General features: G+C 66.8%; 21 protein-coding genes and 1 pseudogene. 15 read left to right on the forward strand and 7 right to left on the reverse strand.

What is annotated here, in order from left to right; all coding sequences use genetic code 11:
* Positions 1–98: 98 nt before the first annotated feature.
* Positions 99–428, forward strand: coding sequence for a hypothetical protein (locus tag ARC63_RS05665; protein ID WP_057502770.1), 330 nt, complete (start codon positions 99–101; stop codon positions 426–428).
* A 110-nt stretch (positions 429–538) separates the two neighbouring features.
* On the opposite strand, the gene ARC63_RS05670 is transcribed toward ARC63_RS05665, so the two are convergent.
* The 4 genes from ARC63_RS05670 to ARC63_RS05685 all read right to left on the reverse strand — a co-directional run bounded on the left by ARC63_RS05670 (position 539) and on the right by ARC63_RS05685 (position 3,339).
* Entirely contained in the window at positions 539–937 is a 399-nt protein-coding gene (locus tag ARC63_RS05670; protein WP_057502771.1) for an OsmC family protein, read from the reverse strand.
* A gap of 84 nt (positions 938–1,021) precedes the next feature.
* Positions 1,022–1,663, reverse strand: a complete 642-nt coding sequence (locus ARC63_RS05675) for a hydrolase (RefSeq protein ID WP_005409869.1) — start codon at positions 1,661–1,663, stop codon at positions 1,022–1,024.
* A gap of 56 nt (positions 1,664–1,719) precedes the next feature.
* Positions 1,720–2,400, reverse strand: coding sequence for a hydrolase (locus ARC63_RS05680; protein WP_049448034.1), 681 nt, complete (start codon positions 2,398–2,400; stop codon positions 1,720–1,722).
* 72 nt (positions 2,401–2,472) lie between these two features.
* Positions 2,473–3,339, reverse strand: a complete 867-nt coding sequence (locus ARC63_RS05685; protein WP_057502772.1) for a pirin family protein — start codon at positions 3,337–3,339, stop codon at positions 2,473–2,475.
* Between the two features lie 150 nt (positions 3,340–3,489).
* Between ARC63_RS05685 and ARC63_RS05690 the strand changes: the two genes are divergently transcribed.
* The 11 genes from ARC63_RS05690 to ARC63_RS05740 all read left to right on the forward strand — a co-directional run bounded on the left by ARC63_RS05690 (position 3,490) and on the right by ARC63_RS05740 (position 15,759).
* The gene (locus ARC63_RS05690; protein ID WP_057502773.1) at positions 3,490–4,416 is read left to right on the forward strand and encodes a LysR family transcriptional regulator; all 927 of its coding nucleotides are present in this window, start codon (positions 3,490–3,492) and stop codon (positions 4,414–4,416) included.
* Positions 4,417–4,569: 153 nt separating this feature from the next.
* A complete protein-coding gene (locus ARC63_RS05695; RefSeq protein ID WP_057502774.1) occupies positions 4,570–5,073 on the forward strand; it encodes an RNA polymerase sigma factor in 504 nt (167 codons plus the stop codon).
* Positions 5,074–5,155: 82 nt separating this feature from the next.
* Complete coding sequence (locus ARC63_RS05700) at positions 5,156–6,112, forward strand: FecR family protein (RefSeq protein WP_057502775.1); 957 nt, start codon at positions 5,156–5,158, stop codon at positions 6,110–6,112.
* A gap of 184 nt (positions 6,113–6,296) precedes the next feature.
* Complete coding sequence (locus ARC63_RS05705; RefSeq protein WP_057502776.1) at positions 6,297–9,416, forward strand: TonB-dependent receptor; 3,120 nt, start codon at positions 6,297–6,299, stop codon at positions 9,414–9,416.
* A gap of 27 nt (positions 9,417–9,443) precedes the next feature.
* Positions 9,444–10,199: a Slam-dependent surface lipoprotein gene (locus tag ARC63_RS05710; protein ID WP_057502777.1), complete on the forward strand. Its 756-nt coding sequence runs from the start codon at positions 9,444–9,446 to the stop codon at positions 10,197–10,199.
* Between the two features lie 59 nt (positions 10,200–10,258).
* On the forward strand, positions 10,259–11,023 hold the full coding sequence (locus tag ARC63_RS05715; RefSeq protein ID WP_057502778.1) for a Slam-dependent surface lipoprotein: 765 nt from the start codon (positions 10,259–10,261) through the stop codon (positions 11,021–11,023).
* 90 nt (positions 11,024–11,113) lie between these two features.
* On the forward strand, positions 11,114–12,568 hold the full coding sequence (locus tag ARC63_RS05720) for a surface lipoprotein assembly modifier (RefSeq protein ID WP_057502779.1): 1,455 nt from the start codon (positions 11,114–11,116) through the stop codon (positions 12,566–12,568).
* 136 nt (positions 12,569–12,704) lie between these two features.
* Positions 12,705–13,109, forward strand: coding sequence for a response regulator (locus ARC63_RS05725; RefSeq protein ID WP_019337750.1), 405 nt, complete (start codon positions 12,705–12,707; stop codon positions 13,107–13,109).
* Positions 13,110–13,118: 9 nt separating this feature from the next.
* The gene (locus ARC63_RS05730; RefSeq protein WP_053443137.1) at positions 13,119–14,714 is read left to right on the forward strand and encodes a PAS domain-containing sensor histidine kinase; all 1,596 of its coding nucleotides are present in this window, start codon (positions 13,119–13,121) and stop codon (positions 14,712–14,714) included.
* Between the two features lie 70 nt (positions 14,715–14,784).
* Positions 14,785–15,126: a type II toxin-antitoxin system prevent-host-death family antitoxin gene (locus ARC63_RS05735; protein WP_010485378.1), complete on the forward strand. Its 342-nt coding sequence runs from the start codon at positions 14,785–14,787 to the stop codon at positions 15,124–15,126.
* Between the two features lie 3 nt (positions 15,127–15,129).
* Positions 15,130–15,759, forward strand: a complete 630-nt coding sequence (locus tag ARC63_RS05740; protein WP_057502780.1) for an ATPase — start codon at positions 15,130–15,132, stop codon at positions 15,757–15,759.
* A 99-nt stretch (positions 15,760–15,858) separates the two neighbouring features.
* Here the strand turns inward: ARC63_RS05740 and ARC63_RS05745 are convergent.
* Positions 15,859–17,130 (reverse strand): annotated as a pseudogene (locus ARC63_RS05745) (MFS transporter); the annotation flags it as partial.
* 86 nt (positions 17,131–17,216) lie between these two features.
* Between ARC63_RS05745 and ARC63_RS05750 the strand changes: the two are divergent.
* The 3 genes from ARC63_RS05750 (at position 17,217) to ARC63_RS05760 (ending at position 20,410) form a co-directional block, all read left to right on the forward strand.
* Positions 17,217–17,633, forward strand: coding sequence for a baeRF12 domain-containing protein (locus ARC63_RS05750; protein WP_019337746.1), 417 nt, complete (start codon positions 17,217–17,219; stop codon positions 17,631–17,633).
* Positions 17,634–17,638: 5 nt separating this feature from the next.
* Positions 17,639–17,962 (forward strand): thioredoxin family protein, encoded by a 324-nt coding sequence (locus tag ARC63_RS05755; protein WP_019337745.1) that lies wholly within the window; start codon positions 17,639–17,641, stop codon positions 17,960–17,962.
* A gap of 96 nt (positions 17,963–18,058) precedes the next feature.
* On the forward strand, positions 18,059–20,410 hold the full coding sequence (locus ARC63_RS05760) for a GH92 family glycosyl hydrolase (protein ID WP_057502781.1): 2,352 nt from the start codon (positions 18,059–18,061) through the stop codon (positions 20,408–20,410).
* Positions 20,411–20,537: 127 nt separating this feature from the next.
* Here the strand turns inward: ARC63_RS05760 and ARC63_RS05765 are convergent, their stop codons facing one another.
* Together ARC63_RS05765 and ARC63_RS05770 are read right to left on the reverse strand one after the other, a co-directional pair.
* The gene (locus ARC63_RS05765) at positions 20,538–21,917 is read right to left on the reverse strand and encodes a sensor histidine kinase (RefSeq protein ID WP_057502782.1); all 1,380 of its coding nucleotides are present in this window, start codon (positions 21,915–21,917) and stop codon (positions 20,538–20,540) included.
* Positions 21,910–22,584: a response regulator gene (locus ARC63_RS05770; protein WP_057502783.1), complete on the reverse strand. Its 675-nt coding sequence runs from the start codon at positions 22,582–22,584 to the stop codon at positions 21,910–21,912. The genes ARC63_RS05765 and ARC63_RS05770 overlap by 8 nt, the downstream gene beginning before the upstream one ends.
* Between the last annotated feature and the right edge of the window lie 7 nt (positions 22,585–22,591).

Raw genomic sequence — 22,591 nt, forward strand, 5'->3', positions numbered from 1 at the left:
GTGGCTGGCGTGATGCGGATCACGTCGTGCCTGGCGGGGGCGCAGCGATGCGCCCGTCTAAGGAAAGGAGACCACGCGTTGCACATAAGGAGGAGTGGATGAGCCGTCGCAAGCTGTTCGAGAGTCCCGAACCGTCCAGCCAGTCGCTGGGCATCGGGCCGGCCTACGTCTCGGTGGAGGGGTTGCGCCAGCACCTGGCGGAGTTCCTGCTGTATGCGGGACGACCGGTGGTGATCATGCGTGGGCGCAGCGAAGTGGGCTATTTCCTGCCGGCGCGCTGCTGGCGCCAGCGTGACGATGATCCGCTGGCGGCGGCCGCCGCCGACCAGCTGCTGGATGCGGCCGGTTTCCAGGCCGAAGACATCCAGCAGGTGGAGCAGGAATTCAGTGCCATGCGCCAGCGCACCGTGCTGCATTCACGGCGCTGAGCGGCCGCCGGGCATGGCCCGGCGCTACCCGATGGCCCCGCGCCGCTCCGGTAGCGCCGGGCCATGCCCGGCGAGCGTCGTCTGTAGATCCACGCCATGCGTGGATGGGATTACGCTGCAGCCCCACGCTCACTGGTGATGCGTGCACCTTCGCGCATCACCAACGTAACCGGGGTCTTCTCCACCACCTCCAGCAACCGCTGCCACTGCGCATCGCTCAGCTCGGCGCTGGCATGCAGCACGCGGTGCACGTGGAAGCGTCCATCCGCGTCACGTTCCGAGCGCAGCTCGGCATGGAACTCGCCCAGTTCCCAGCCCTTGCGCTGCGCATACATGCGCAGGGTGATGGCGGTGCAGGCCGCCAGCGAGGCCAGGTACAGGTCGAACGGTGCGAAGCCCTTGCCCTGGCCGCCCAGCGAGGCAGGCTCGTCCGCATCCACATCGAATGTGCCGTTGCTGATGTGGTGCAGGTAGTTGTCGGCGGTCGAAACAATGCGTGCGTAGGCCATCACGTTCTCCATCTGTCTATAGCGTCGAGCCATGCTCGACCGTTCCCAAGGGCGGCGCCAGCCAGGGTCGGCGCCGCCACGCAGTTACTCGGTACGATCGTACGAGAACTGGATGCCCGCCGTACCCCCGGTTTCAATGAAGAGGTTCATGAAGGCCGGCACCGTTTCCGAGCGGGCCCAGTCGCGCTGCAGCTCGCAGAACAGCTGCGGCACGCTGATCAGCTGGCCACCGGCCTGTTCGATGCGGCGCAACGCGGCATCATGCGCCGCCAGCGAGGTACCGCCGACGGCATCGACCACCACGTACACCTCATAGCCCTCCTTCAACGCATCCAGAGCCGGGAAAGTCAGGCAGGCCTCGGTCCACAGCGCAGTCATGATCAGCTTGCGGCGGCCGGTGGCTTCCACCGCCTTGCGGAACTCGACGTCCTCCCAGGAATTGATGGTGGTGCGATCGTAGGTAGGGTAGTCGCCCAGCACCTTGCGCAGCTGCGGAATCGGCGGCTTGTTCAGGCCGGTCTTGACGTTGACCGTCGAATGCACGATCGGCAGGCCGTAGGCCACTGCGGCCTTGGCGGTGCCGACGATGTTGTTGACCAGCAGCTGGCGGTCCATCGAGGCAATGGAGTTCACCTGCACCGGCTGGTAGTCGATGATGATGAAAGCGGAATTCTGCGGGGTCAGCAGGTGGTCGCTGGCCGGGTCGCGGATCGGTTCACTGGACATGATGGGTCTCCGGTTGGGAGGGGTGCCGGCGGCGGGCAGGCACCCCGGGGGGCAGCTCAGCTGCGCTGCGAATCCAGCTGTTCATGGTTCTTCTGCACGTCCTGGGCCTTCAGGTAGCTTTCGATCAGCAGCTGGTAGTTCGGGAAGATCTTCGTGTAGACCTCGGCCCACTGCTGGGCATCGTCGCGGTTCCAGGTGCGCTGGATCTCCGAGGCCACCGCGGCGGTGTCCATCGGTACCACGCCGGCCTGCACCACGCGGGCCAGGGTGATCTCCTCGGCCATCTTCGAGTAGGTGCCGGACGCGTCGATGACCGCGAACACCTGGTAACCATCGGCGACGGCGGCGATCGACGGGAAGGCCATGCACACGCTGGTGATGGTGCCGGCAATGATCAGCTGCCTGCGGCCGGTGGCCTTCACCGCAGCAACGAATTCCGGGTTGTCCCAGGCGTTGATCTCACCCTTGCGCGCCACGTACTGCGCATGCGGGGCCGCGTCGTGGATCTCCGGGATCAGCGGGCCGTTCGGGCCCTGCGGAACCGAGGCGGTGGTGATCACCGGCATCTTTGCCAGCGTGGCCATCTTCGCCAGCGCGGTGGCGTGGGCACGCACGCTGGTGAACGGCATGTCACCGATGGTCTGGAACAGTCCACTCTGGTGGTCGATCAGCAGCATCGCGGCATTGTCCGGATCGATCACCGGGCGGGCACCGTTGAAGTTGGCGGGGGTACTCATGGTCAGTCTCCTGGAAAAAGTGGGCGATGGCCCGGAGGGTGCGGCGGGCCAGTGCCCGCCGCTTTGAAACGATCAGTGCGCGATCTGCCCGAAGCGGCCGCTGTTGAAGTCGTTGACCGCCTGCGCGATCTCGGCCTGGCTGTTCATCACGAACGGGCCGTAGCCCACCACTGGCTCGTCGATCGGCTCACCGCTGAGCAGCAGCACGGTGGCGTCGCTGTCCGCATCGACGAACACGTCTTCGCCGCTGCGGTCGAAGGTGACCAGCTGTGCCTCGCCGACTGGCTGGCCGCTGTTGAACCGCACCGTGCCCTTCAGCACCACCAACGCCAGCGTGCGGCCATCGGCCACCGGCAGCTCGGCGTGATGGCCCTGCCGCAGGCGGATGTCCCAGACATCCATCGGCGTGTGGGTACGCGCCGGACCGGCGTGGTTGTCGAATCGACCGGCGATGACACGCACGCGGCCGGCGCCATCGGGCAGTTCAACCGAGGGGATCTGTGCGTCAAGCAGGGTCTGGTAGCCCGGCGCACCCATCTTGTCCTGCGCGGGCAGGTTCACCCACAGCTGGACCATGTCCAGCGTGCCGCCGCGCCTGCTGAACTCCGGGGTATGGAACTCCTCGTGGAGGATGCCGGAGGCAGCGGTCATCCACTGCACGTCACCCGGGCCGATGGTGCCGCCGGCCCCGGTCGAATCACGGTGGGCGACCTCGCCCTCATAGACGATGGTGACGGTCTCGAAACCGCGATGCGGATGCTGGCCGACCCCGCGCGGGGTATCGCTTGGGGCGAAGCTGTAGGGGCCGGCATGGTCCAGCAGCAGGAACGGGCTAAGGTGCTGGCCGTGGGTGTTGTAGGAAAACATCGAGCGGGCGGGGAATCCGTCGCCCACCCAGTGTGGGCGGGGGGCGCTGTAGGTACCGGTGACACGCTTCATGGCGATCTCCTGGCCGGGGTTGTCGGCCGCTGTTGTTCGTTGCGGAGACGATATCGCCGCGACAATTGGGCCGATAGACGCCAATATTTGCCGTCATAGTCCTATCTGGTGAACAATGGTCGCAGGCCATGAGCCGCAGGAGATCGTCCCGTGTTCATCGCAGATATCCGCCGTTGTGACCTCAACGATCTGTTCTACTTCGCCATGGTGGTCGAGCACGGCGGCTTCTCGCAGGCCGGTCGGGCGTTGGCCATGCCGAAGTCGAAGCTGAGCCGGCGCATCGCGCTGCTGGAGGAACGGTTGGGCGTGCGCCTGATCCAGCGCTCGACGCGACGCTTCTCGGTCACCGAGGTCGGCCAGGACTACTACCGCCATTGCAAGGCAATGCTGGTCGAGGCCGAAGCGGCCGAAGAAGCGATTGCGATGTCACGCGCCGAGCCGCGCGGCACGATCCGCCTGGCGTGCCCGATCGCGATCCTGCATGCGCGCATCGGCACGATGCTGGCCGATTTCCTCGCCCTGCACCCGCAGGTGACGGTACAGCTGGATGCCACCAACCGGCGCGTCGACGTGGTGGGCGAGGGTGTGGACGTGGCGATCCGGGTGCGGCCGCCGCCGCTGGAGGACAGTGACCTGGTGGTACGCGTGCTGGCGCGCCGGGTGTGGTGCACCAGTGCCAGTCCGGCGCTGCTGCAGCGGCTGGGCACGCCGCAGGTGCCGGCCGACCTGGCGATGATGCCGACTGTTGATCTGGCCTCGCCCAGTCAGCAGCATGTGTGGGAATACAGTGGGCCCGGCGAGGTCCAGGCCAGCGTGCATCACCGCCCGCGGCTGGTCAGCGATGACATGATCGCGTTGCGCGCAGCCGCGGTGGCCGGGGTCGGGCTGTTGATGCTGCCGCGGATGATGATCACCGATGAGTTGGCCAGTGGCGCGCTGGTGCCGGTGCTGCAGGAGTGGGTGCCGAGGCACGGCATCGTGCATGCGGTGTTCCCGTCGCGGCGGGGGCTGCTGCCAGCGGTGCGTGCGCTGATCGACTACCTCGCCGAGCGTTTCGATGCGTTGGACGAGCCTTAGGTCTTCCATCCACGCATGGCGTGGATCTACTGAACCTGCCATGCGTGGATGATGGTTTGGGGTGCGGCTTGCCGCCTGCGGCTGCGCAGCCCACAATCCACGTCCGGACCGTCGCCATCACGCCCATCATTCCCCGGTCCGGCCTTGGCACCTATGTCTCCCAATGCCCTGGCGCTGGTCGAGTTGCTGATCCGCGAGCGCCGTGCGTTGTCTCGCTTCATCGCGCGCTATCTCGACCCGGCCAGTACCGAGGACACGCTGCAGAACCTGTACCTGAAGGCCAGCAGCGTACCCGGCGATCCCCCCATCCTCGAGCCGCGCGGTTATCTGTACCGGATGGCCTACCATCACGCGCTCAACCGCAGCCAGGCGGATGCCCGCGAGCGGCGCGCGATGGCCGAGTACGCCGTCGACATGGCCGATGCAGGCCATGATGGCGAGGCCCAGGTGCTGGACCAGGCGCAGCTGCGCGAGATCACCCGGACCATCCTTGCCTTGCCGGCGCAGGTACGCGAGTGCTTCGTGCTCAACCGTTACCTGGGCCTGAGCGAGCGCGAGATCGCCGCGCGCCTCGGCATTTCCAAGAGCGTGGTCGGCAAATACGTAATGCGCGCGGCACGGTTGATCCAGCAGCACCAGCAGGCAACACGCCGATGAGCCGTGATTGCCGTGGGCAGATCGCGCCCGCCGTTGTCACAACAGGAAGGCGCACCCGTTCGTGGTGCGGCAGGCCACAACCATGAACACGTCCGAACCCTCGCCGCGTCAGGCCAGGCAGGCGTTGCGCTGGGTGATCCGGTGCAGTGCAGGCCCGCTGCCGGAACGCCAGCAACGAACCCTGCAGCGCTGGCTGCAGGCCGATCCCCGCCATGCGCTGGCATGGCGCCAGCAGCAGGCCTTCTGGCAGGGCCTGGATGCCGCCGGGCCCGAGGTGCTGGCCGCGCTGCCCGGGTTGATGGCTGATCGCCAAGGGTTGCGCCCGATCGCGTCGCGCCGCCGCCTGCCGTGGCTGCTGGCCAGTGCTGCCGCAGTGGTGCTGATGGTTGCCGCTGCGCCACACGCGCTGCTGCTGGCACGCAGTGACCTGCACAGCAGCGATGCACCGCGCATGGTGCAGTTGGAGGACGGCAGCACCGCGGTACTCGACGCCGGCACCGCACTGGCGATTGAATTCGATGGCCAGCAGCGCCACCTTCGTCTGCTGCGCGGCCAGGCCTGGTTCCAGGTAGCGCACGAGGCGCGCCCGTTCCAGGTGGAGGCGGCGGGCGGCCAGATCCGTGACATCGGCACGGCCTTCAGCGTGTCGATGCAGGACACCACGGTCCTGACCCAGGTCAGCGAGGGCGGGGTCGATGTGCGCCCGGGTGATGGCAGTGTGCAGCGCCTGCATGCCGGGCAGGCACGTGTGTTCCGTGACGGTCGCTGGCTGCAGCCAGTGCAGCTGGAAGATACCGCGACCATGGCGCCGTGGCGGCGTGGCGAGGTAGTGATCGACGATCAGCCGGCCGCGCAGGCCATCGCCGATCTGGCGCGCTACCGTCGTGCTCCGGTCTGGGTACTGGGCGGGCAGGGCGCGAGCGTGCGGGTCAGTGGCCTGTTCCACCTGCAGCAATCGGAGACCGCCATCAATGCGGTGGCCGCGCAGGCAGGACTGCGTGTGCAGCGCTTGCCCGGCGGAGCGCTGGTGGTGTGGTGAGGTGCCTGCGGCACAGCGCACAGCGCCCCACATGGAAAAAGAACATGAAAAAACCGTGGGCACTCGCTGTGCCCTGCTGTCTATAGAGGTATAGCCAGAGCGAAACACCGTTTCTCCTCAAGCCAGACATGCCACCGGCACTGGATGTGCCCGTGGTTCCGCCACGCTTGAGGAGTTCCTGTCCATGCCGTCCACGGCATCCGCCTGTCATCGTCGCGCCACCGTCCTGGCTCTTGCCATCTCCACCGCATTGCTGCCGCTGGCCTGGGTGCCGGGCGTGCAGGCGCAACCGGTGGTCGTCGCACCGTTGCGCCAGTACACCATTCCGGAACAGCCCCTGGCCGACGCCGTGCGTGCCTTTGGCCGCCAGGCCGATGTGCAGGTGGTGTTCCGCAGTGACCTGGTGGAGGGCCGCCGCTCCAGTGCAGTGAGTGGTGAGTACAGCCAGATGCAGGCACTGCAGCAGCTGTTGCGCGGCAGCGGCGTGCGTGCACAGCGCGGCATGGACGGTACCTGGAGCCTGCGGGCCGCAGCGGAGGCGGGTGAGGGGGAAGGGGTGCGGGTGACCAAAACACTGGACGTGGCCGGTCGCCTGCAGTCGGAAGGGGGCGAGGCGCGTGATCGGCGCGGCTACGATGATGTGTTCGCGCTGGACCTGACCACGGCGTATTCGGGGCGCGACCGGGTGGAGCGCTATCGCGGCTCCAACCCGGCCGACGTGGTCAAGGATCTGGTCGGTGTGTTCAGTGGCGATGCGCGCAACAGCGGTGCGCTGGACATCAACATCCGCGGCATCCAGGGGCCGGGGCGGGTGCCGGTCAGCATCGACGGTGGCGAACAGGCGCTCACGGTCTGGCGCGGCTACAACGGCGTCAGCAACCGCAACTACATCGATCCCAACCTGATGGGTGGCATCCAGGTCATCAAGGGGCCAGGGCTGGTGCGCGATGTGCACAGCGGGATCGGTGGCGCGCTGGTGATCAAGACCATCGACGTCGATGACATCGTGGAAACGGGTGAGCGCTTCGGCGGGGAGCTGAAGATCGAAGGCAGCAGCAATGCGGTGGCGCCACGCCTGCCGCGGCTGCACACCGGCGAGGATTACCGCACCGTGCCGGGGTTCCCGCAGGGCTCGCCGAACTCGCCCTACGACGACCGCACCCTGGTGGTGCCGGTGAAGTCGCGCAGTGGCAACAACCCCTTCGATGGCGAGGACCAGGCCTGGCGCCTGGCGCTGGGCGTGCGTGGCGACAACGTCGACCTGATGGCCGCCTACGCCTGGCGCAAGCGCGGCAACTACTTCTCCGGGACCCAGGGCAGCGCCTACTACGACCAGGACCGGCGCGAGCAGTTCGAGTACCAGGGCATCGACTACATCACCACGCTGGCGCGCTACTTCAAGCCCGGCGATGAAGTGCCCAATACTTCCAGCGAACAGGAGTCCTGGCTGGTCAAGGGCAGCTGGCAGATCAACGATGACCAGCAGTTGAAGGCGACCTGGCGGCGAACGCTGTCGCACTACGGCGAGATCATGCCGTCGCGCATCCTGTCGGCACCGGACTATGGGCGCATCCAGTGGCCGCTCAGCCGGGTTGCGTCCGATGCCTGGAACCTGGAGTACCGCTTCCAGCCGGCCGCCAGCCGCTGGCTGGACCTCTACGCCAACCTGTGGCGCACAGAGACGGACAGCGATACCTACACCGCAGGCGGCTTTCCGAACTTCGCCCCGGGCAATCCGGACTGGAATGCCGGCGCCAGCCCGATTCTGCGCAACACCGCGCTGGCAAATGCGAGCAACGACCGGACCGGCCTGACCCTGAGCAACCGCTTCGCCCTGCATTCGACCCTGGACCTGACCGTGGGCGGCAACTGGCAATACGAGAAGCTCGGTTCGCGTGACCCGTATTTCGGCCCGTCCGACGGCTGGCGCATGTACCCGCGTGCCGGCCGTCGCCAGGAGGGCGAGGGCTACCTCACGCTGGAATGGCGTCCGGTCGACTTCCTGACCCTCAATGCCGGCGTGCGTTACAGCCGTTACTGGGCGTTCGACGACTTCCTGCAGGCCCACCCGGAACTGCAGACGACCTCGATCGTGCCGCGCGAAGCGCAGTACCGGGTGAATGAACTGCCACCGCGGCCGGACAGCCTGCAGGGCGAGATCGACGCACTCGAGAGCGAGCGGGAATTCTGGGACAGCATCGGCATGGGCTGGATCGTCGATCAGTCGCTGGCCGACCTGCTGCGCAAGTACGAGACACCCAGGGAGGTCCAGCACGGCGTTCCCTGGTTGCCCGATGCAAACGGCAACTACAGCCGAGCCACCAATCCCTGCCTCAACGGCCAGGTCGCCGCCATCCCCGGGCTGCTGCCGATGGTCCTCGGCACCGACATCCGCTGCAGGATCGGGGGCGGGGCGATGCAGTCGGTGGCCGGGCGCAACGAACGGCACCGCGATCACGCCTGGTTGCCGACGTTCTCGGCGACGGTGCGTTTCTCGCCGGCCGCTCGTGCCTATCTGCGCTACAGCGAGGCGGTGCGCTTCCCCAGCATGTTCGAAAGCACCATTGCGTTCTCCAGCAGCCTCAATCCGCTGTATCCACTCAAGCCGGAGCATGCCTACAACTACGAGCTGGGGTACGTGCACAACCTTTCCGGGCTGTTCGGCAACACCGCCGATGCCGACGTCAAGCTGGCCTACTACGTGCACAAGACCCGCAATGTCATCGAACGTGATGCGTATTTCATGTTCGACAACATCGACAAGCAGACCATCCGCGGCATCGAGCTGCAGGCGCGCTTCGACAACCGGCGCTTCTTCACCGATCTGGGCATCAGCCGCATCCTTGAAAACGAAGTCTGCGATGAAAGCTCGGCGGTACGGCTGGATGCGGACCAGGGGCGGGTGCCCAACTGCGTCCAGGATGGCTTCGTCGGCGGCTATCTGCTGACCCAGGCCACGCCGAAGCTGTCGGTGAACTGGTCACTCGGCACCCGCCTGTTCGATGAGCGCCTGGAGCTGGGCAGCCGCATCGTGCACTACCAGCGGCACGACAATCCGGACCTGCAGGCCTACCGCGACCGCCTGATCGCCGGGGGCAGCAGCCTGCTCTGGCAGAACGTGCCCTTCACCTGGGGAAACATCACCACGGTGGATGCCTACGCCCGCTGGCGCTTCAACCAGCACGCCAGCGTCGAGCTGGTCGGCAGCAATCTCGGCAACCGCTATTACGTCGACCCGGCAACACGCTCAACGCTTCCGGCACCGGGCCGCACGATCAAGCTTGGCATCACCGCGCGCTTCTGAGTCCGCATTCGACAGGGAGAATCAACCGTGAAACAGCCCCGCACCCTTGTACTTTCGATCGGCCTGCTGGCTTCCATGCCGGTCATGGCTGCCGACATCGCTGGCGGGCAGAGCCCGGCCCAGGACGGCGTCCATTACATCAACGCAGGCGAATCGACACTCAATGCCGGTCCGCACCGTTCCGGTCGCGCAGGCATTTCGTTGGGGCCGTATGCCAACGCGGCGCGAGTGGACGTGGCCAGCCTTGTGCCCTACGCCACCACGGTGGTGCGTGGCGCAACCACTGTCCGCACGCTGGGCCCGGACGCAGGCCTGCCGTTCGCCACCGCTGGCGTGGGCCACTTCAGCTTCGTGCAGGTGGGCAATGCAGATGTCTGGTTCGGTGAATGGTCATCCAGCGGCGCGCACGCGGACTTCAATCACCGCCAGGTGTTCTTCGTCGGTGACCGTGCCGGTACTTCGCTGCCAGCAGGCATCGTGACCTACACCTTGGCTGGCATCAACCGCTTTGATGGCAGCGGCGTGCTGGAAGGTGCACTGCGGGCGAATTTCGATACCGGCACCGTCACCGCCGGCCTGGTCGGGACCGGATACAGGCTCGCCGCGAGCGGCACGCTGGATCGCGCCACCGGTGCGTTCAGCGGTTCGGCCATCGCCAATGGTTCGATCATCGGTACCAGCAGCGGCCAGTTCTTCGGCGCCGGTGCCAGTGCGGTGACCGGCATCGCAACCTTTGCCGGCAACAGCCAGTTCGATACGTCCTTCGGCGGTCAGCGCAACTGATCCGCCGCCGTTCCTTTTTGTGTTGTACCCGTAGTTCCCTCAACCCAAGGAGCAATACCATGAAAATGATCAACCGTTCCCTGTTGGCCGTCGCCGCTGCACTGGCCCTGGCCGGCACTGCGCAGGCGGCCGACATCGTCGGCGCTGCCAGCCCGGCGACCGATGCGCAGCTGTACGTCAAGGTGGGTGCGTCGGAAGTCAACGGCGGCCCGCACTCGGCCGGCAAGGCCGGTATCGGCGTTGGCACCGTGTCCAATGCCAAGCCGGTCGATTTCCAGGGCCTGGCGGCCTACTCGGCCCCGACCACCGTCAATGGTGTCACCGTACGCACACTTGCCATGCCGATCACCGGTACCCCGGGCAGCCATTCCGGCATGGGCCAGTTCAACTTCGTCAAGGTCGGCAGCGGCGATGTGTGGTTCGGCGAGTGGTCCAAGGATGGCGCCGCTGGTGGCTTCAACAACCGCCAGGTCTATTTCGTCGGTGACCGTGCCGGCACCACGCTGCCAGCCGGCGTGGCCACCTACAGCGTGGCAGGCCTGAACAAGTTCAATGGCAGCAACCTGCTGTCGGGTACCTTCCGCGCCAACTTCGGCAATGGCACCCTGCTCGGTGGCCTGAGCGGTGGCGGCCTGTCGATCAACGTCAACGCCAACATCAACAGCGCCAACGCCTCGTTCGCCGGCACCGCCACCGCCAACGGCAGCGTTGCCGGCACCACCCAGGGCCAGTTCTTCGGCGCCAACGCGGCCACCCTGGCCGGTATCGCCACCTTCAGCGGCAACAGCCAGTACGACACCGCCTTCGGCGGCAGCAAGAACTGATCGCCACGCCCCTGACGGGGCAGGGCAGGGACAAGCCGCGATCCGCCAGTCCCTGCTTCGGCCCGCTGCATGCACCACCACGGATCGACCATGCGCCATTCCATCTTCCTTGTCGTACTGCTGTTGGCTGCCACCGAGGTGCGCGCCCAGCAGGACGATCTTCGTCGTGTGCTTGAACAGGGCACCGAACTGCGCCACCAGCAGCAGGACCAGCAGCGCCTGCAGCAGGCCGAGTCGGAGCGGCCGACCATCACCATCGACGGCCAGACGCTGCGCGTGGAGCGCACCGTCGATGATCTTGGCCAGGCCCTTTACCTCTCTCTGCAGCATCAGCAATGGCAGGCCGCCGCTGCGTTCCTCGATGAGTACATCGAACTGCCGGGGCATGACCTCCTGCTGCGCCACTATGCGCAGGGGGCGCTGGCGCGGGTGGCAGGCGACCATCGTCGCGCGGCGATGGAGTACGAAGCGCTGCTGGCGGCGCAGCCGGATTTCCTGCCGGCCCGCCTCGAGCTGGCACGTGTCTATGCGGAAGACCAGCGCGATCGCGATGCGGCCGCGCTGTTCACAGCCATCGCTGCAGGCATCAATGCCGATGATCCGGCCACGGCCGGCGTCCGCGCGCGCGTGGACGGTTACCTGGGTGCCCTGCAGGCGCGCCAGCGCTGGAAAGGCGCGCTGTCCGCCGGCCCGGCATGGAGTGACAACATCAACCGCAGTTCGGCCAGTCGCACCTGCCTGTTCGGCGTGGGCGACGCCTGCATCATCGAACGGAAACTGCCGGACGCCCAGCGCGCGGCGGGCCTCGACTACGACGCCAGCCTGGAACGGCGCTGGGTGCTCGGCGGGCATCATGGGCTGTACGTGCGCGGTCTCGCCTTCGGCCAGGCATGGCGCGGGCACAGTGCGTACAACGAGCTCAATGCCAACGTGCAGGCGGGTTACAGCTGGCGTAGTGCACGGCAGACCGTGATGCTCGCCCCCAGCTATGACTACCAGGCCCTGGGCAACCATGCGCTGCAGGGCGGCAGCGGCGTGCACGCGGAATGGCAGTACGCCCTGGATGCACGCAGCCTGCTCAAGCTGGAGGCTGACTGGAAGCGCCAGCGCTATCGCCAGCAGGGCCTTGCCAGCAACTACGACGGCGAGCTGACATCGCTGTACGCCACCTGGTTCCGCGCGCTCAATCCACGCTGGACGGTCTTCGCCGGGCTGGATGTCACCGACAGCAGCGCAGCCGACGCGGCCAACGGCTACCGCCAGCGCGGCCTGCGGCTGGGCGCGGCGCGGCAGTGGAGTGGCACCACGGCCACCGTATTCGTGTCGCTGCGCCAGCGCGACTACGACACCTGGAGTCCGTTGCTGGAGGCGCGCAGGCAGGACGACGAACAGAACCTGATCGCCATCGTGCGCAGCGAGCGCCTGGCCGTGGCCGGGCTGGTACCCAGCCTGAGCCTGCGCTACGCGCGCATCGACAGCAACGTCGGCTGGCTGTACAGCCACGACCGCAGCCTGCTCAGCCTGAAGTGGGAACGGGCCTTCTGAACGCGGCGTTGCAATGCCGCGGTGAACGCGCCGTGGCCGCGACCTTCATCCATCATCACGCGCTCTTGTAGCCCGGTTCGCGCATCCTGCGGGCGTTGCGGCAGAGGTGGGCCGCGTGTATCGAGGAGCGCCGGTCGTGCTGGAAGCGGGCAACAAACCAGAGGGCCTGAAAGGGCTGCGTGTACTGGTGGCGGAGGATGAATTCGCCATCGCGATGTTCCTGGTCGACTATCTGGAGCTGAAAGGCGCACAGGTGGTGGGGCCTGCCGGTGACCTGCAGGCGTTGGGGCAGCTGGTCGATACCCATCCCATCGATGTGGCGTTGCTGGACATCAACCTGGGCGGTGAGCAGGTCTATCCGCTGGCCGATCGGCTGGCCGAGGCGGGTACGCCCTTCCTGCTGACCTCCGGTTACGACGACAACCTGCCCAGCCGCTTCGCCAGCGCGCCGCGCTGTACCAAGCCTTATCACATCGAAACCCTGGTGCAGCAGCTGGCCGGGCTGGTGGCGGCGCCGCAGGTCTCTGCGGGCATCGCCTGATTGCGCGGCATGTCGCGCCGTCCTGAAGGCATCCACGCCGCCACGCTGCGTGGCGGGATGCCACCTGCGCCGCGCCTGCATGCGCGCCACGATGGCATGGCCGCGCGTATCGCCCGCCATGACTGGTCATCCACGCCCTTGGGTGCCTGCGCGCAGTGGCCGCCCCACCTGCGCGCTACCGTGGACCTGATGCTGGCCCATGGCTTCCCGATGATCGTGCTGTGGGGCGAGCAGCTGGTGCAGCTCTACAACGATGGCTATGCCGAGATCCTGGCCGACAAGCATCCCGGTGGACTCGGCCAGCCGACCCGCGAGTGCTGGCCCGAGGTCTGGCACATCAACGGGCCGCTCTATACCCGGGTTTGGCAGGGCGAGACGCTCACCTTCGAGGACAAGCTGTATCCGCTGGTCCGCCGGGGGCGTCTGGAGGACATCTGGTTCACCATCACCTACAGCCCGATCCGTGGTGAGGAAGGGCGCATCAACGGCGTGCTGGTGACGATGTTCGAGACCACCGCCGCGCATCTGGCGCGGGCCGCGCGCGAGCGCGAGGAACTACGGCGGCGCGAGAGCGAGCGACGCCTGGAGCTGGCCTTCAGGATGCTGCCGGTCGGCCTGTGCATCGTCGATCTGCAGGGTCGCATGCTGCTGTCCAACGACCAGATGCGTGCCTACCTGCCCAGCGGCAAGGTGCCTTCCACCGATGAGGCCAACCTGCATCGCTGGCGTGGCTGGCATGCCGACGGTAGCGCCATCGGGCCGGAGGATTTCGCCATCGCCCGTGCGATGCGCGGCGAGACCGTGGTGCCGGGGCTGGAGTTCCAGTACCTGCACGACGATGGCCGCGCGCGCTGGACCCGGGTCGCGGCCGCGCCCCTGCGCGATGGCGATGGCGAGGTCAGCGGGGTGTTCGCCATCGCCGTGGACATCGACGATCTCAAGCGTGCCGCCGAGCGCCAGTCGGTGTTGCTGGCGGAGCTGCAGCACCGGGTGCGCAACATCATGTCGACCATCCATGCCATTGCCTGGCGGACCCGCGAGTCTGTCAGCAGTGTGGATGAATACGCCGAACGGTTGTGCGGGCGACTGATGTCGCTGGCACGCACGCAGAGCCTGCTGACCCGTGGCGCCAATGCCGGGGTCTGCCTGCGTGGCATGATCGATGAGGAGATCGCGGCGCAGACGCCAGCAGCGGCCGCCTACCGCCTGCAGGGCGAGGACGTGCTGCTGCCGCCGAAGGCGGCCGAAGTGCTGTCCTTGGCGATCCACGAATTGGCGACCAACGCCCTGCGGCATGGTGCGCTGACCCATGAGGACGGCCGGATCGACGTGTCCTGGCACCTGCAGGTGCAGGACGGGCAGCCGTGGCTGGGGCTGCACTGGTGTGAACGCCATGCCACCGTGGAAGACTGGGAGCTGCCCCGGCAGCGTGGCCTTGGCCGGGCGCTGATCGAGCAGCGCGTACCGTACGAGCTCGCCGGCAGCGGCGAGCTGCGCTTTGGCCCACAAGGCCTGGATGCCTGGATCCGCTTCCCGCTGCGCGAGCGTGACAGCCTGCTGCAGACTGATGCTCCGGACGCAGCGGCGGACGGTTCCGGCAGGTAAAGGTCCATTTATCCCCAATTGGGCCAAATTGGGTATAGTGGCCATTATCCACCCTGCCCGGAGCCGTGCCATGACCCTGCCGCTGGATCTGCCTGGCCTCGAGAAGGCCCCAGCCTCGTCGGTGAAGACCCGGGGCTGGCCGAGCCTGATGCGTACCGTGCGCGAGAAGCAGGCGCTGGTCATCACCAACCACAACCACCCCGAAGCGGTGATCGTGGACATCCGCACCTACCAGGAGCTGCTGGCCAAGGCCGCTGGCAGCGATGCCGGTGAGCGCAGTGAAGAACTGCTGCGCCTGCGCGGCGAATTCGACCAGACTCTGGCTGGCCTGCAGCGCGGTGAGGGGCTGGGCAAGGTGCTGGGCCAGCCGATCCGCCGCGGCCGCAAGGTCACCCTCGGCCGTCCGCTCTGACCGATGGGGCGGATCCTGGTGCTGGCCGGCGTCAACGGCGCCGGCAAGAGTTCGCTGCTGGGAACCTGGCTGGAAGCCGAAGGGCTGGGCTGGTTCAACCCCGATTCGTTCACCCGCCGCCTGGTAGAGGCGGGCTGGCCGCTGCCCGACGCCAATGCCGAGGCCTGGCAGGAAGGCACCCGCCGCCTGCGCCAGGCCATGGCCGATGGCACGGACTTCGCCTTCGAGACCACGCTGGGCGGCAACACCATTCCGCACCTGCTGCGCGAGGCCTGCGAGCACCATCACGTCGCGATCTGGTTCTGTGGCCTGGCCACGGTGGACCTGCACATTGCCCGTGTTGCAGCGCGGGTGGCCGCCGGCGGCCATGACATTCCGGTGGAGAAGATCCACGCCCGCTTCGATTCGGCACGCGAGAACCTGCTGGAACTGCTGCCACACCTGGCCGAGCTGCATGTCTACGACAACAGCGCTCCCGCCGACGCCGACGGCTGCGTCGAGCCGCTGCCGGTGCTGGCGATGGCGCACGGCCAGCTGCAGTACCCGGTCTCGGTGGCCGAGCTGCTGCACACGCCGGACTGGGCCAAACCCATCGTGATGCGTGCGATGGAGTTGAACGCTGCGCGCGATTGAGGGCGCGTACGTTGTAGAGCCGAGCCCACGCTCGGCTGATCCCTCGAAAGGCAGCCGCGCGCGGGCTTGGCCGTACAACAACGCCGGCTTCGCCGAGCCTCAGGCCGGCTTTACCTGCTCAGGCTCCGCAGTCTCCGGCAGTGGCGGCAGGCTCGGGTCCACTGTCACCGGCACATCGCTCTTCAGCAGTGCGGCGGCTTCCTTGTCGCTGCCGACCGCCGGCGGTGAACCGCGCAGCGGCAGGCCGGCGGTTTCCTTCACGAACAGCATCGTGATCAGGCCGATCACCGCCGCGCCCATCAGGTAATAGGCCGGCACCAGCGGGTCGCCGGTACGTTCCACCAGCCATGCGGTCACCAGTGGCGTGGTGCCACCGAACAGCGACACCGACACATTGAAGGCGATCGACAGTGCGCTGTAGCGCACCGGGGTATAGAACAGCGCCGGCAGCGTGGACGGCATCGAGCTGGTGAAGCACACCAGTGCCAGGCCCAGCAGCATCAGGCCGAGGAAGATCAGCCAGTCGTTGCCGCTGCCGATCAGCAGCAGGCAGGGTACGGCCAGCACCAGCAGCGCGATGCAGGCACCGATGATCATCGGGCGGCGGCCAAGCTTGTCACTGAACAATCCGCCGACGATGTTCAGCGGCATCATCACCAGCATCACGATGATGATCAGCAGCAGGCCCTTGCTCTCGGCATAGCCCATGGTGACGTTGAGGTAGCTGGGCATGTAGGTCAGCAGCATGTAGTCGGTCACGTTGAACACCAGCACCAGGCCCATGCAGACCAGCAACTGGCGGCCATGTACCTGGAACAGCGCGGCGAGCCCGGGCCGGTCGTGCTCGCGCTTCTCGGCTTCCTCGGCGAAGGCGCGGAAGGCCGGCGTTTCCTCCAGTTTCATGCGCATGTACAGGCCGAGCAGGCCCAGCGGGCCGGCCACCAGGAATGGAATGCGCCAGCCCCAGTCCAGCATCTGTCCGCTGCTCAACAGCATGTGCAGCGCGGTCACGGCTCCGGCGCCGGCGATGTAGCCGCCCAGCGTGCCGAACTCCAGCCAGCTGCCCATCAGGCCGCGGTTGCGGTCGGTGGAATACTCGGCGATGAAGGTGGCCGCACCGCCGTACTCGCCGCCGGTGGAGAATCCCTGCACCACACGTGCCAGCAGCAACAGCACCGGTGCCCAGATGCCGATGCGCTCGTAGGAGGGAATCAAGCCGATCGAGAACGTGCCCAGCGCCATCAGGATCATGGTGAACGCCAGCACTTTCTGGCGCCCATAACGGTCGCCGAGCGGGCCGAACACCAGGCCGCCGAGTGGACGCACCAGGAATGCCACGGTGAAGGTGGCGAAGGCGGCGATCACCTGTGACGGGATCGCATCCTGTACCCGCTCTGGTGACATCGGCGTGCATAAGGTGGAGCGCACACCCACTTTTCGGATTGATGGAGGATGCAATGGCGCGGACGATTCCCGAAGGAACCCTGATCGTGGTAGCCGACGGTGGTTCGGCGCGGGTGTTCACCAACGTGGGCAGCAACCACCAGTTGACCCTGAAGCAGGAAGGCGAACTGCGCCTGCAGGACATCAGCGAGCAGGGTGTATCCGGGCAGGGGCCTGCGGGTGCCGTGCCGAAGGACATGTCGGTCTCGCAGCTCAATGAGGCCACGTTCGCCAAGCAGGTGGCCGAACAGCTCAACGAAGATGCCTTGAAGAACCGCTATGCGCACCTGGTATTGATCGCCGACCCGACCACGCTGGGTCGCATTCGTCCGCTGCTGCATAAAGAGGTCCAAGCGCGATTGCTCGGGGATATTGCCAAGGATCTGACCAACGCGCCGCTGGAAGACATCCAGAAGGCACTGGCGGCGTAGCGCTCATGCCGTTCATGCGTGATCACCTTGCGAACGGGCCCACCTCTGCGGAGGTGGCGGCGCAGCCTGGCTGGCAGGTGCTGGAGTTCGGTGCGCCCTGGTGTGGTCATTGCCAGGCCGCGCAGCCCGCGTTGCAGGCCTTTGTCGAAGCGAACGATCTGCCGCATTGGAAGATCGAGGATGGCAAGGGAAGGCCATTGGGGCGAGCGTTCAAGGTGAAGCTGTGGCCGACGGTGGTGCTGCTGCGCGATGGAGAGGAGATCGCGCGGGTGGTAAGGCCGTTGGACAGCGCGGATCTCATGTCGTTGCAGAGCGCACTTCCCGGTTGAAGAGTAAACCCGGTGCGGGACACCGGGCAGTCGCACTGCAGCATGCGGCGTGACAGGCCCGGTGCTAGGATCCCGCTATCACCTGAATCGATCCAAATGCCGATGCCCACGCTGGACCGTCGTCTCCTGATCGCTGTCGCCGCCACGGCGATGTTCGCTTCCGGCCTGGCGTCGGCCGCGCCTGCCAGAACCGCCGCCGACAAGGCCTATGCCTCGGTCGACCCGTTCATTGGTACGGGTGGTGAAGGCCACACTTACCCGGGTGCCACGGTGCCGTTCGGCATGGTCCAGCTTAGCCCGGACACACGCATCCAGCCACGCGAAAAGGCCTATGGCTGGGCAGCCGGCTACCGCTACGACGACAGCAGCATCGTCGGCTTCTCGCACACGCATTTTTCCGGCACTGGCCATTCCGATCTGGGCGACATCCTGCTGATGCCGTTCACCGGCAGTCCCGGCCTGGAGCGTGGCGATCCTGAGAAGCCGGGCAGCGGTTACGCCTCGCGGTTCCGCCACGCTGACGAGAAGGCCGAGCCGGGCTACTACGCGGTCACCCTGGACGACTACAAGGTGCGGGCCGAGCTGACCACCAGTACCCGCGTGGGCGTGCATCGCTATGCCTTCCCCAAGGGCGCCGACGCCAAGGTGCTGCTGGACATGCGTACCAGCATGTACGACTACCCGGGCAAGGTGCTGTGGTCGCGGGTGCGGGTGCGCGCCGATGGCACGGTGACCGGCTTCCGCGAGACGCGCGGCTGGGCGCCGGGTCGCCAGCTGTACTTCGCGATGCGTTTCTCGCGGCCGCTGGCCGGACATGAGCTGCACAACACCGAGCAGGACATCGTCTACAAAGGTTTCCCGCCGCCGGGCGAAAAGGACCCGGCGCAGCGCGCACAGGTCGAGGGCCGCCAGCTGGTCGGTACCTTCGCATTCGGCAAGCTGGATGCACCACTGGTGGTCAAGGTCGCGATCTCGCCGGTCAGCGAAGCCGGCGCCATTGCCAACCTCGACGCGGAAGTGGCCGACTTTGATTTCGACCGCGTGCGTGCGCAGGCGAAACAGGAATGGACGCAGGCGCTGTCGGTGCTCGATATCGATGCGCCCGAGCACGCCCGCCGCAGTGCCTATACCGCGCTGTACCACACCCTGCTGGGGCCGACGCTGTTCATGGATGCGGATGGACAGTACCGCGGGCCGGACAATGCCGTGCACAAGGCCGAGGGCTACACGAACTATTCCACGTTCTCGCTGTGGGACACCTACCGTGCGCTGCACCCGTTGCTGACGCTGGTGCAGCCGGAGAAGCGCAACAGCGACTTCGTCAATTCGATGCTGGCCCACCACGAGCACAGCCCCTACGGCATGCTGCCGGTGTGGTCGTTCCATGGCCTGGAAGACTGGTGCATGATCGGGTACCACGCGGTGCCGGTGATTGCCGATGCCTACGTGAAGGGCATTCGTGGCTTCGACGCCGACAAGGCACTGAAGGCGATGATCGAGACTGCCAACTACGGCCCCTATGACGGCATCGCGCAATACCGCGAGCTGGGCTATGTGCCGATCGACGAGGAAGGCGAGGCGGCCAGCAAGACGCTGGAGTACGCCTTCGATGACTGGACCATCGCGCGCATGGCGCAGGCGATGGGCAAGACCGATGTGGCGGCGACCTTCGACAAGCGTGCCGGCAACTGGCGCAATGCCTTCGACAAGGGCACCGGCTTCATGCGTGCGCGTAAGCGCGATGGCAGCTTCCGCACTCCGTTCGACCCCAGCGCCAGCGGCTATGGCACCGACTACACCGAAGGCAACGCCTGGCAGTATTCGTGGTACGTGCCGCAGGATGTTGCCGGACTGGCAGCAGCGCACGGTGGCAGCGACAAGCTGCTCGCGCGCCTGGACGAGGTGTTCAACGCCAAGGTGGATCCATCGATCTTCGAGCACATGGAAGACATCACCGGTCTGATCGGCTGGTACGCGCATGGCAACGAGCCCAGCCACCACGTGGCCTACCTGTATTCGTACGCCGGCCAGCCGTGGCGCACCCAGGCGCGGCTGAAGCAGATCATGGATACCCAGTATGCCGACCGTCCCGATGGCCTGGCCGGCAACGATGACGTCGGCCAGATGTCGGCGTGGTATGTGTTCACTGCGTTGGGGTTCTATCCGGTCGCGCCGGGCTCGGGCGAGTACATTCTTGGCCGTCCGTTCCTGCCGAAGACCGCGATGCGTCTTCCGAACGGCAAGACGTTCACCATCGTGGCTGATGGGCTGGATGACAAGCACACGTATGTTGGCAACGTGAGCCTCAACGGCAAGCCACTGCAGCGCACCTTCCTGCGCCACGACGAGATTCTTGCCGGTGGCGAACTGCGTTTCAGCATGCAGGCCGAGCCAAACAGGGCGTGGCCGGGGCAGGGCGCGCAGGCGCCGTATTCGATGAGCCGATGACGATGGGCGGCGCCGCATTGCCGCCGTCATTGCCCCGCACTTGGTAGGTGCCAACCTCGGTTGGCACGCGGGAGGTCAAGGGCGCCCACCAAGGTGGGCGTCTACCGGAATCGTCCGGTCCAGGACGTCAACGGAAACGGAACCGCACCCCCACCCGCGCGCCACCGAGCGGCGCCGTTTCGATCTTCAACATCGCACCATGCCGCTGCGCGATCTCGGCCACGATCGCCAGGCCAAGCCCGCAACCATCCCCCTCGCTGCTGGCCCGGTAGAAGCGTTCCGTGACGCGCGCGCGTTCGGCTTCGGCGATGCCGACGCCGTCATCGTCCACCCATACCTGCACGCCGTCGATCTCCTGCCGAACGCCAAGGGTGATCACACCGGGCATGGCGCCGTAGCGCAGCGCGTTGTCCAGCAGGTTGCCCAGTGCCTCGCGCAGCAGCGGTGGATCGCCCTGTACCTGCACGCCGTCGTCGGGCCCGTCGTAACCCAGGTCCACGCCCGCCGCCAACGCACGGTCGGCGTAGCGCTCCACCACGCCACGTGCCAGCACGGCCAGATCCACCGGCCGCAGCGGCAGCGCGCTGCCTTGGGGGTCCTCGGAACGGCTGAGCATCAGCAGCTGGTTGACCAGGTGCTGCAGCCGCGCCAGCCCGGCCAGCGTGCCGGACAGCGCCAGTTGCTGGGCCTGCGGATCGTGCTGGCGCAATGAACTCTCAAGCTCCACCTGCATCGCTGCCAGCGGCGTGCGCAGCTGGTGCGCGGCATTGCTGACGAAGCGCCGCTGTGCATCCTGCATCGCGTCCAGGCGCTGCAGCAGCGCGTTGTAGGCCTCCACCGCCGGCCACAGTTCGCGCGGAGCTTCCTGCGCCGGATCCAGCGGCGCCAATGGATCCGGCCGCGGGCTGGCCAGCTTCCGCGCAACCAGGTTGGCATGGCGTGCGGCAGCGCCTGTACCGGACCAGGCCAGCCATGCCGCCAGTGCCAGGATCGCAGCCTGGAACGGAACGCTGGTCAGCAGCAGCTTGCGCTCCAGCCGGTGCCGCTTGCGCAGTGTCTCGGCCACGCGCAGCCGGATGTCATGACCCGGCCCGGCGCTGACCACCACTTCGACCATGCGCACGGCCTGCCCACGCAGCCGCGCATCATAGTAGACCGGGTCGTCGCTGCCGGCGGACATCGACGGGCGCGGCAATGCCTCGGGCAGGTCGCCATACAGGCGCCCACCCGCGGCGTCGACCACCTCGCCATGCACTTCGTCGGCGGTGTCCCAGGTGAACATGCGCGACACCGCCGGGGTGATCTCGATGGACGCGCGGCCGTCCTGCACCGCCACCAGCTCGGACAACGACATCGCCGAATCCAGCAGCCAGCGGTCGTAGACCTGGCCGGCGTAGAAGCGGGCCAGCGCGAACGAGCCAACCGCGCTGCACAGCAGCAGCACCAGCAACGGCAGCCACAGGCGCCGCAGCAGCAGGCTACGCAGGCTGTGCACGCGCTCAGTCACCACCGGCTTCCATGCGATAGCCGAGGCCACGCAGCATACGGATGCCGACGCCGGCGTGGGCCTGTTCCAGCTTGCGGCGCAGGCGGCTGACGTGCACCTCGATCACCGACAGGTTGGCTTCGTGGTCCCAGCTGTACAGCGCATCGAACAGGCGCTGCTTGGTGACGGTGCGGCCGGGATGCTGCATCAGTGCATCGACCAGCGACAGCTCGCGCGCGGTCAGTTCGATGCGCTGGCCGTCCACCTGCACTTCATTGCGGACGCTGTCGAAGCACAACCGGCCCAGCCGCTTCTGCGCCGGTGCATCGCTGCGGCGGCGCGACAGCGCACGCAGGCGCGCTTCCAGTTCTCCCAGGGCGAAGGGCTTGGCCAGGTAGTCGTCGCCACCGCGGTCGAGGCCGAGGATGCGGTCCTCCACACCATCGCGTGCGGTCAGGATCAGCACCGGCAGGGTGACGCCGTCGTTGCGCAGGCGTGAGAGCAGGTCCAGGCCATCGACGTCAGGCAATGAAAGGTCCAGCACCATCACGTCATACGGTGCGCTGGCCAGTGCCGCCGGCGCGTGCAGCCCACGCGAGAGGTGGTCGCACAGATGGCCGGCGCCCTGCAGGGCGCGGATCAGCCCATCCGCCAGCGCGGCGTCGTCTTCGATCAGCAGGATTCGCATTGCAAGC

This window comes from Stenotrophomonas geniculata ATCC 19374 = JCM 13324, from assembly GCF_001431625.1.
In the GTDB taxonomy this organism is placed as follows: Bacteria; Pseudomonadota; Gammaproteobacteria; order Xanthomonadales; family Xanthomonadaceae; genus Stenotrophomonas; species Stenotrophomonas geniculata.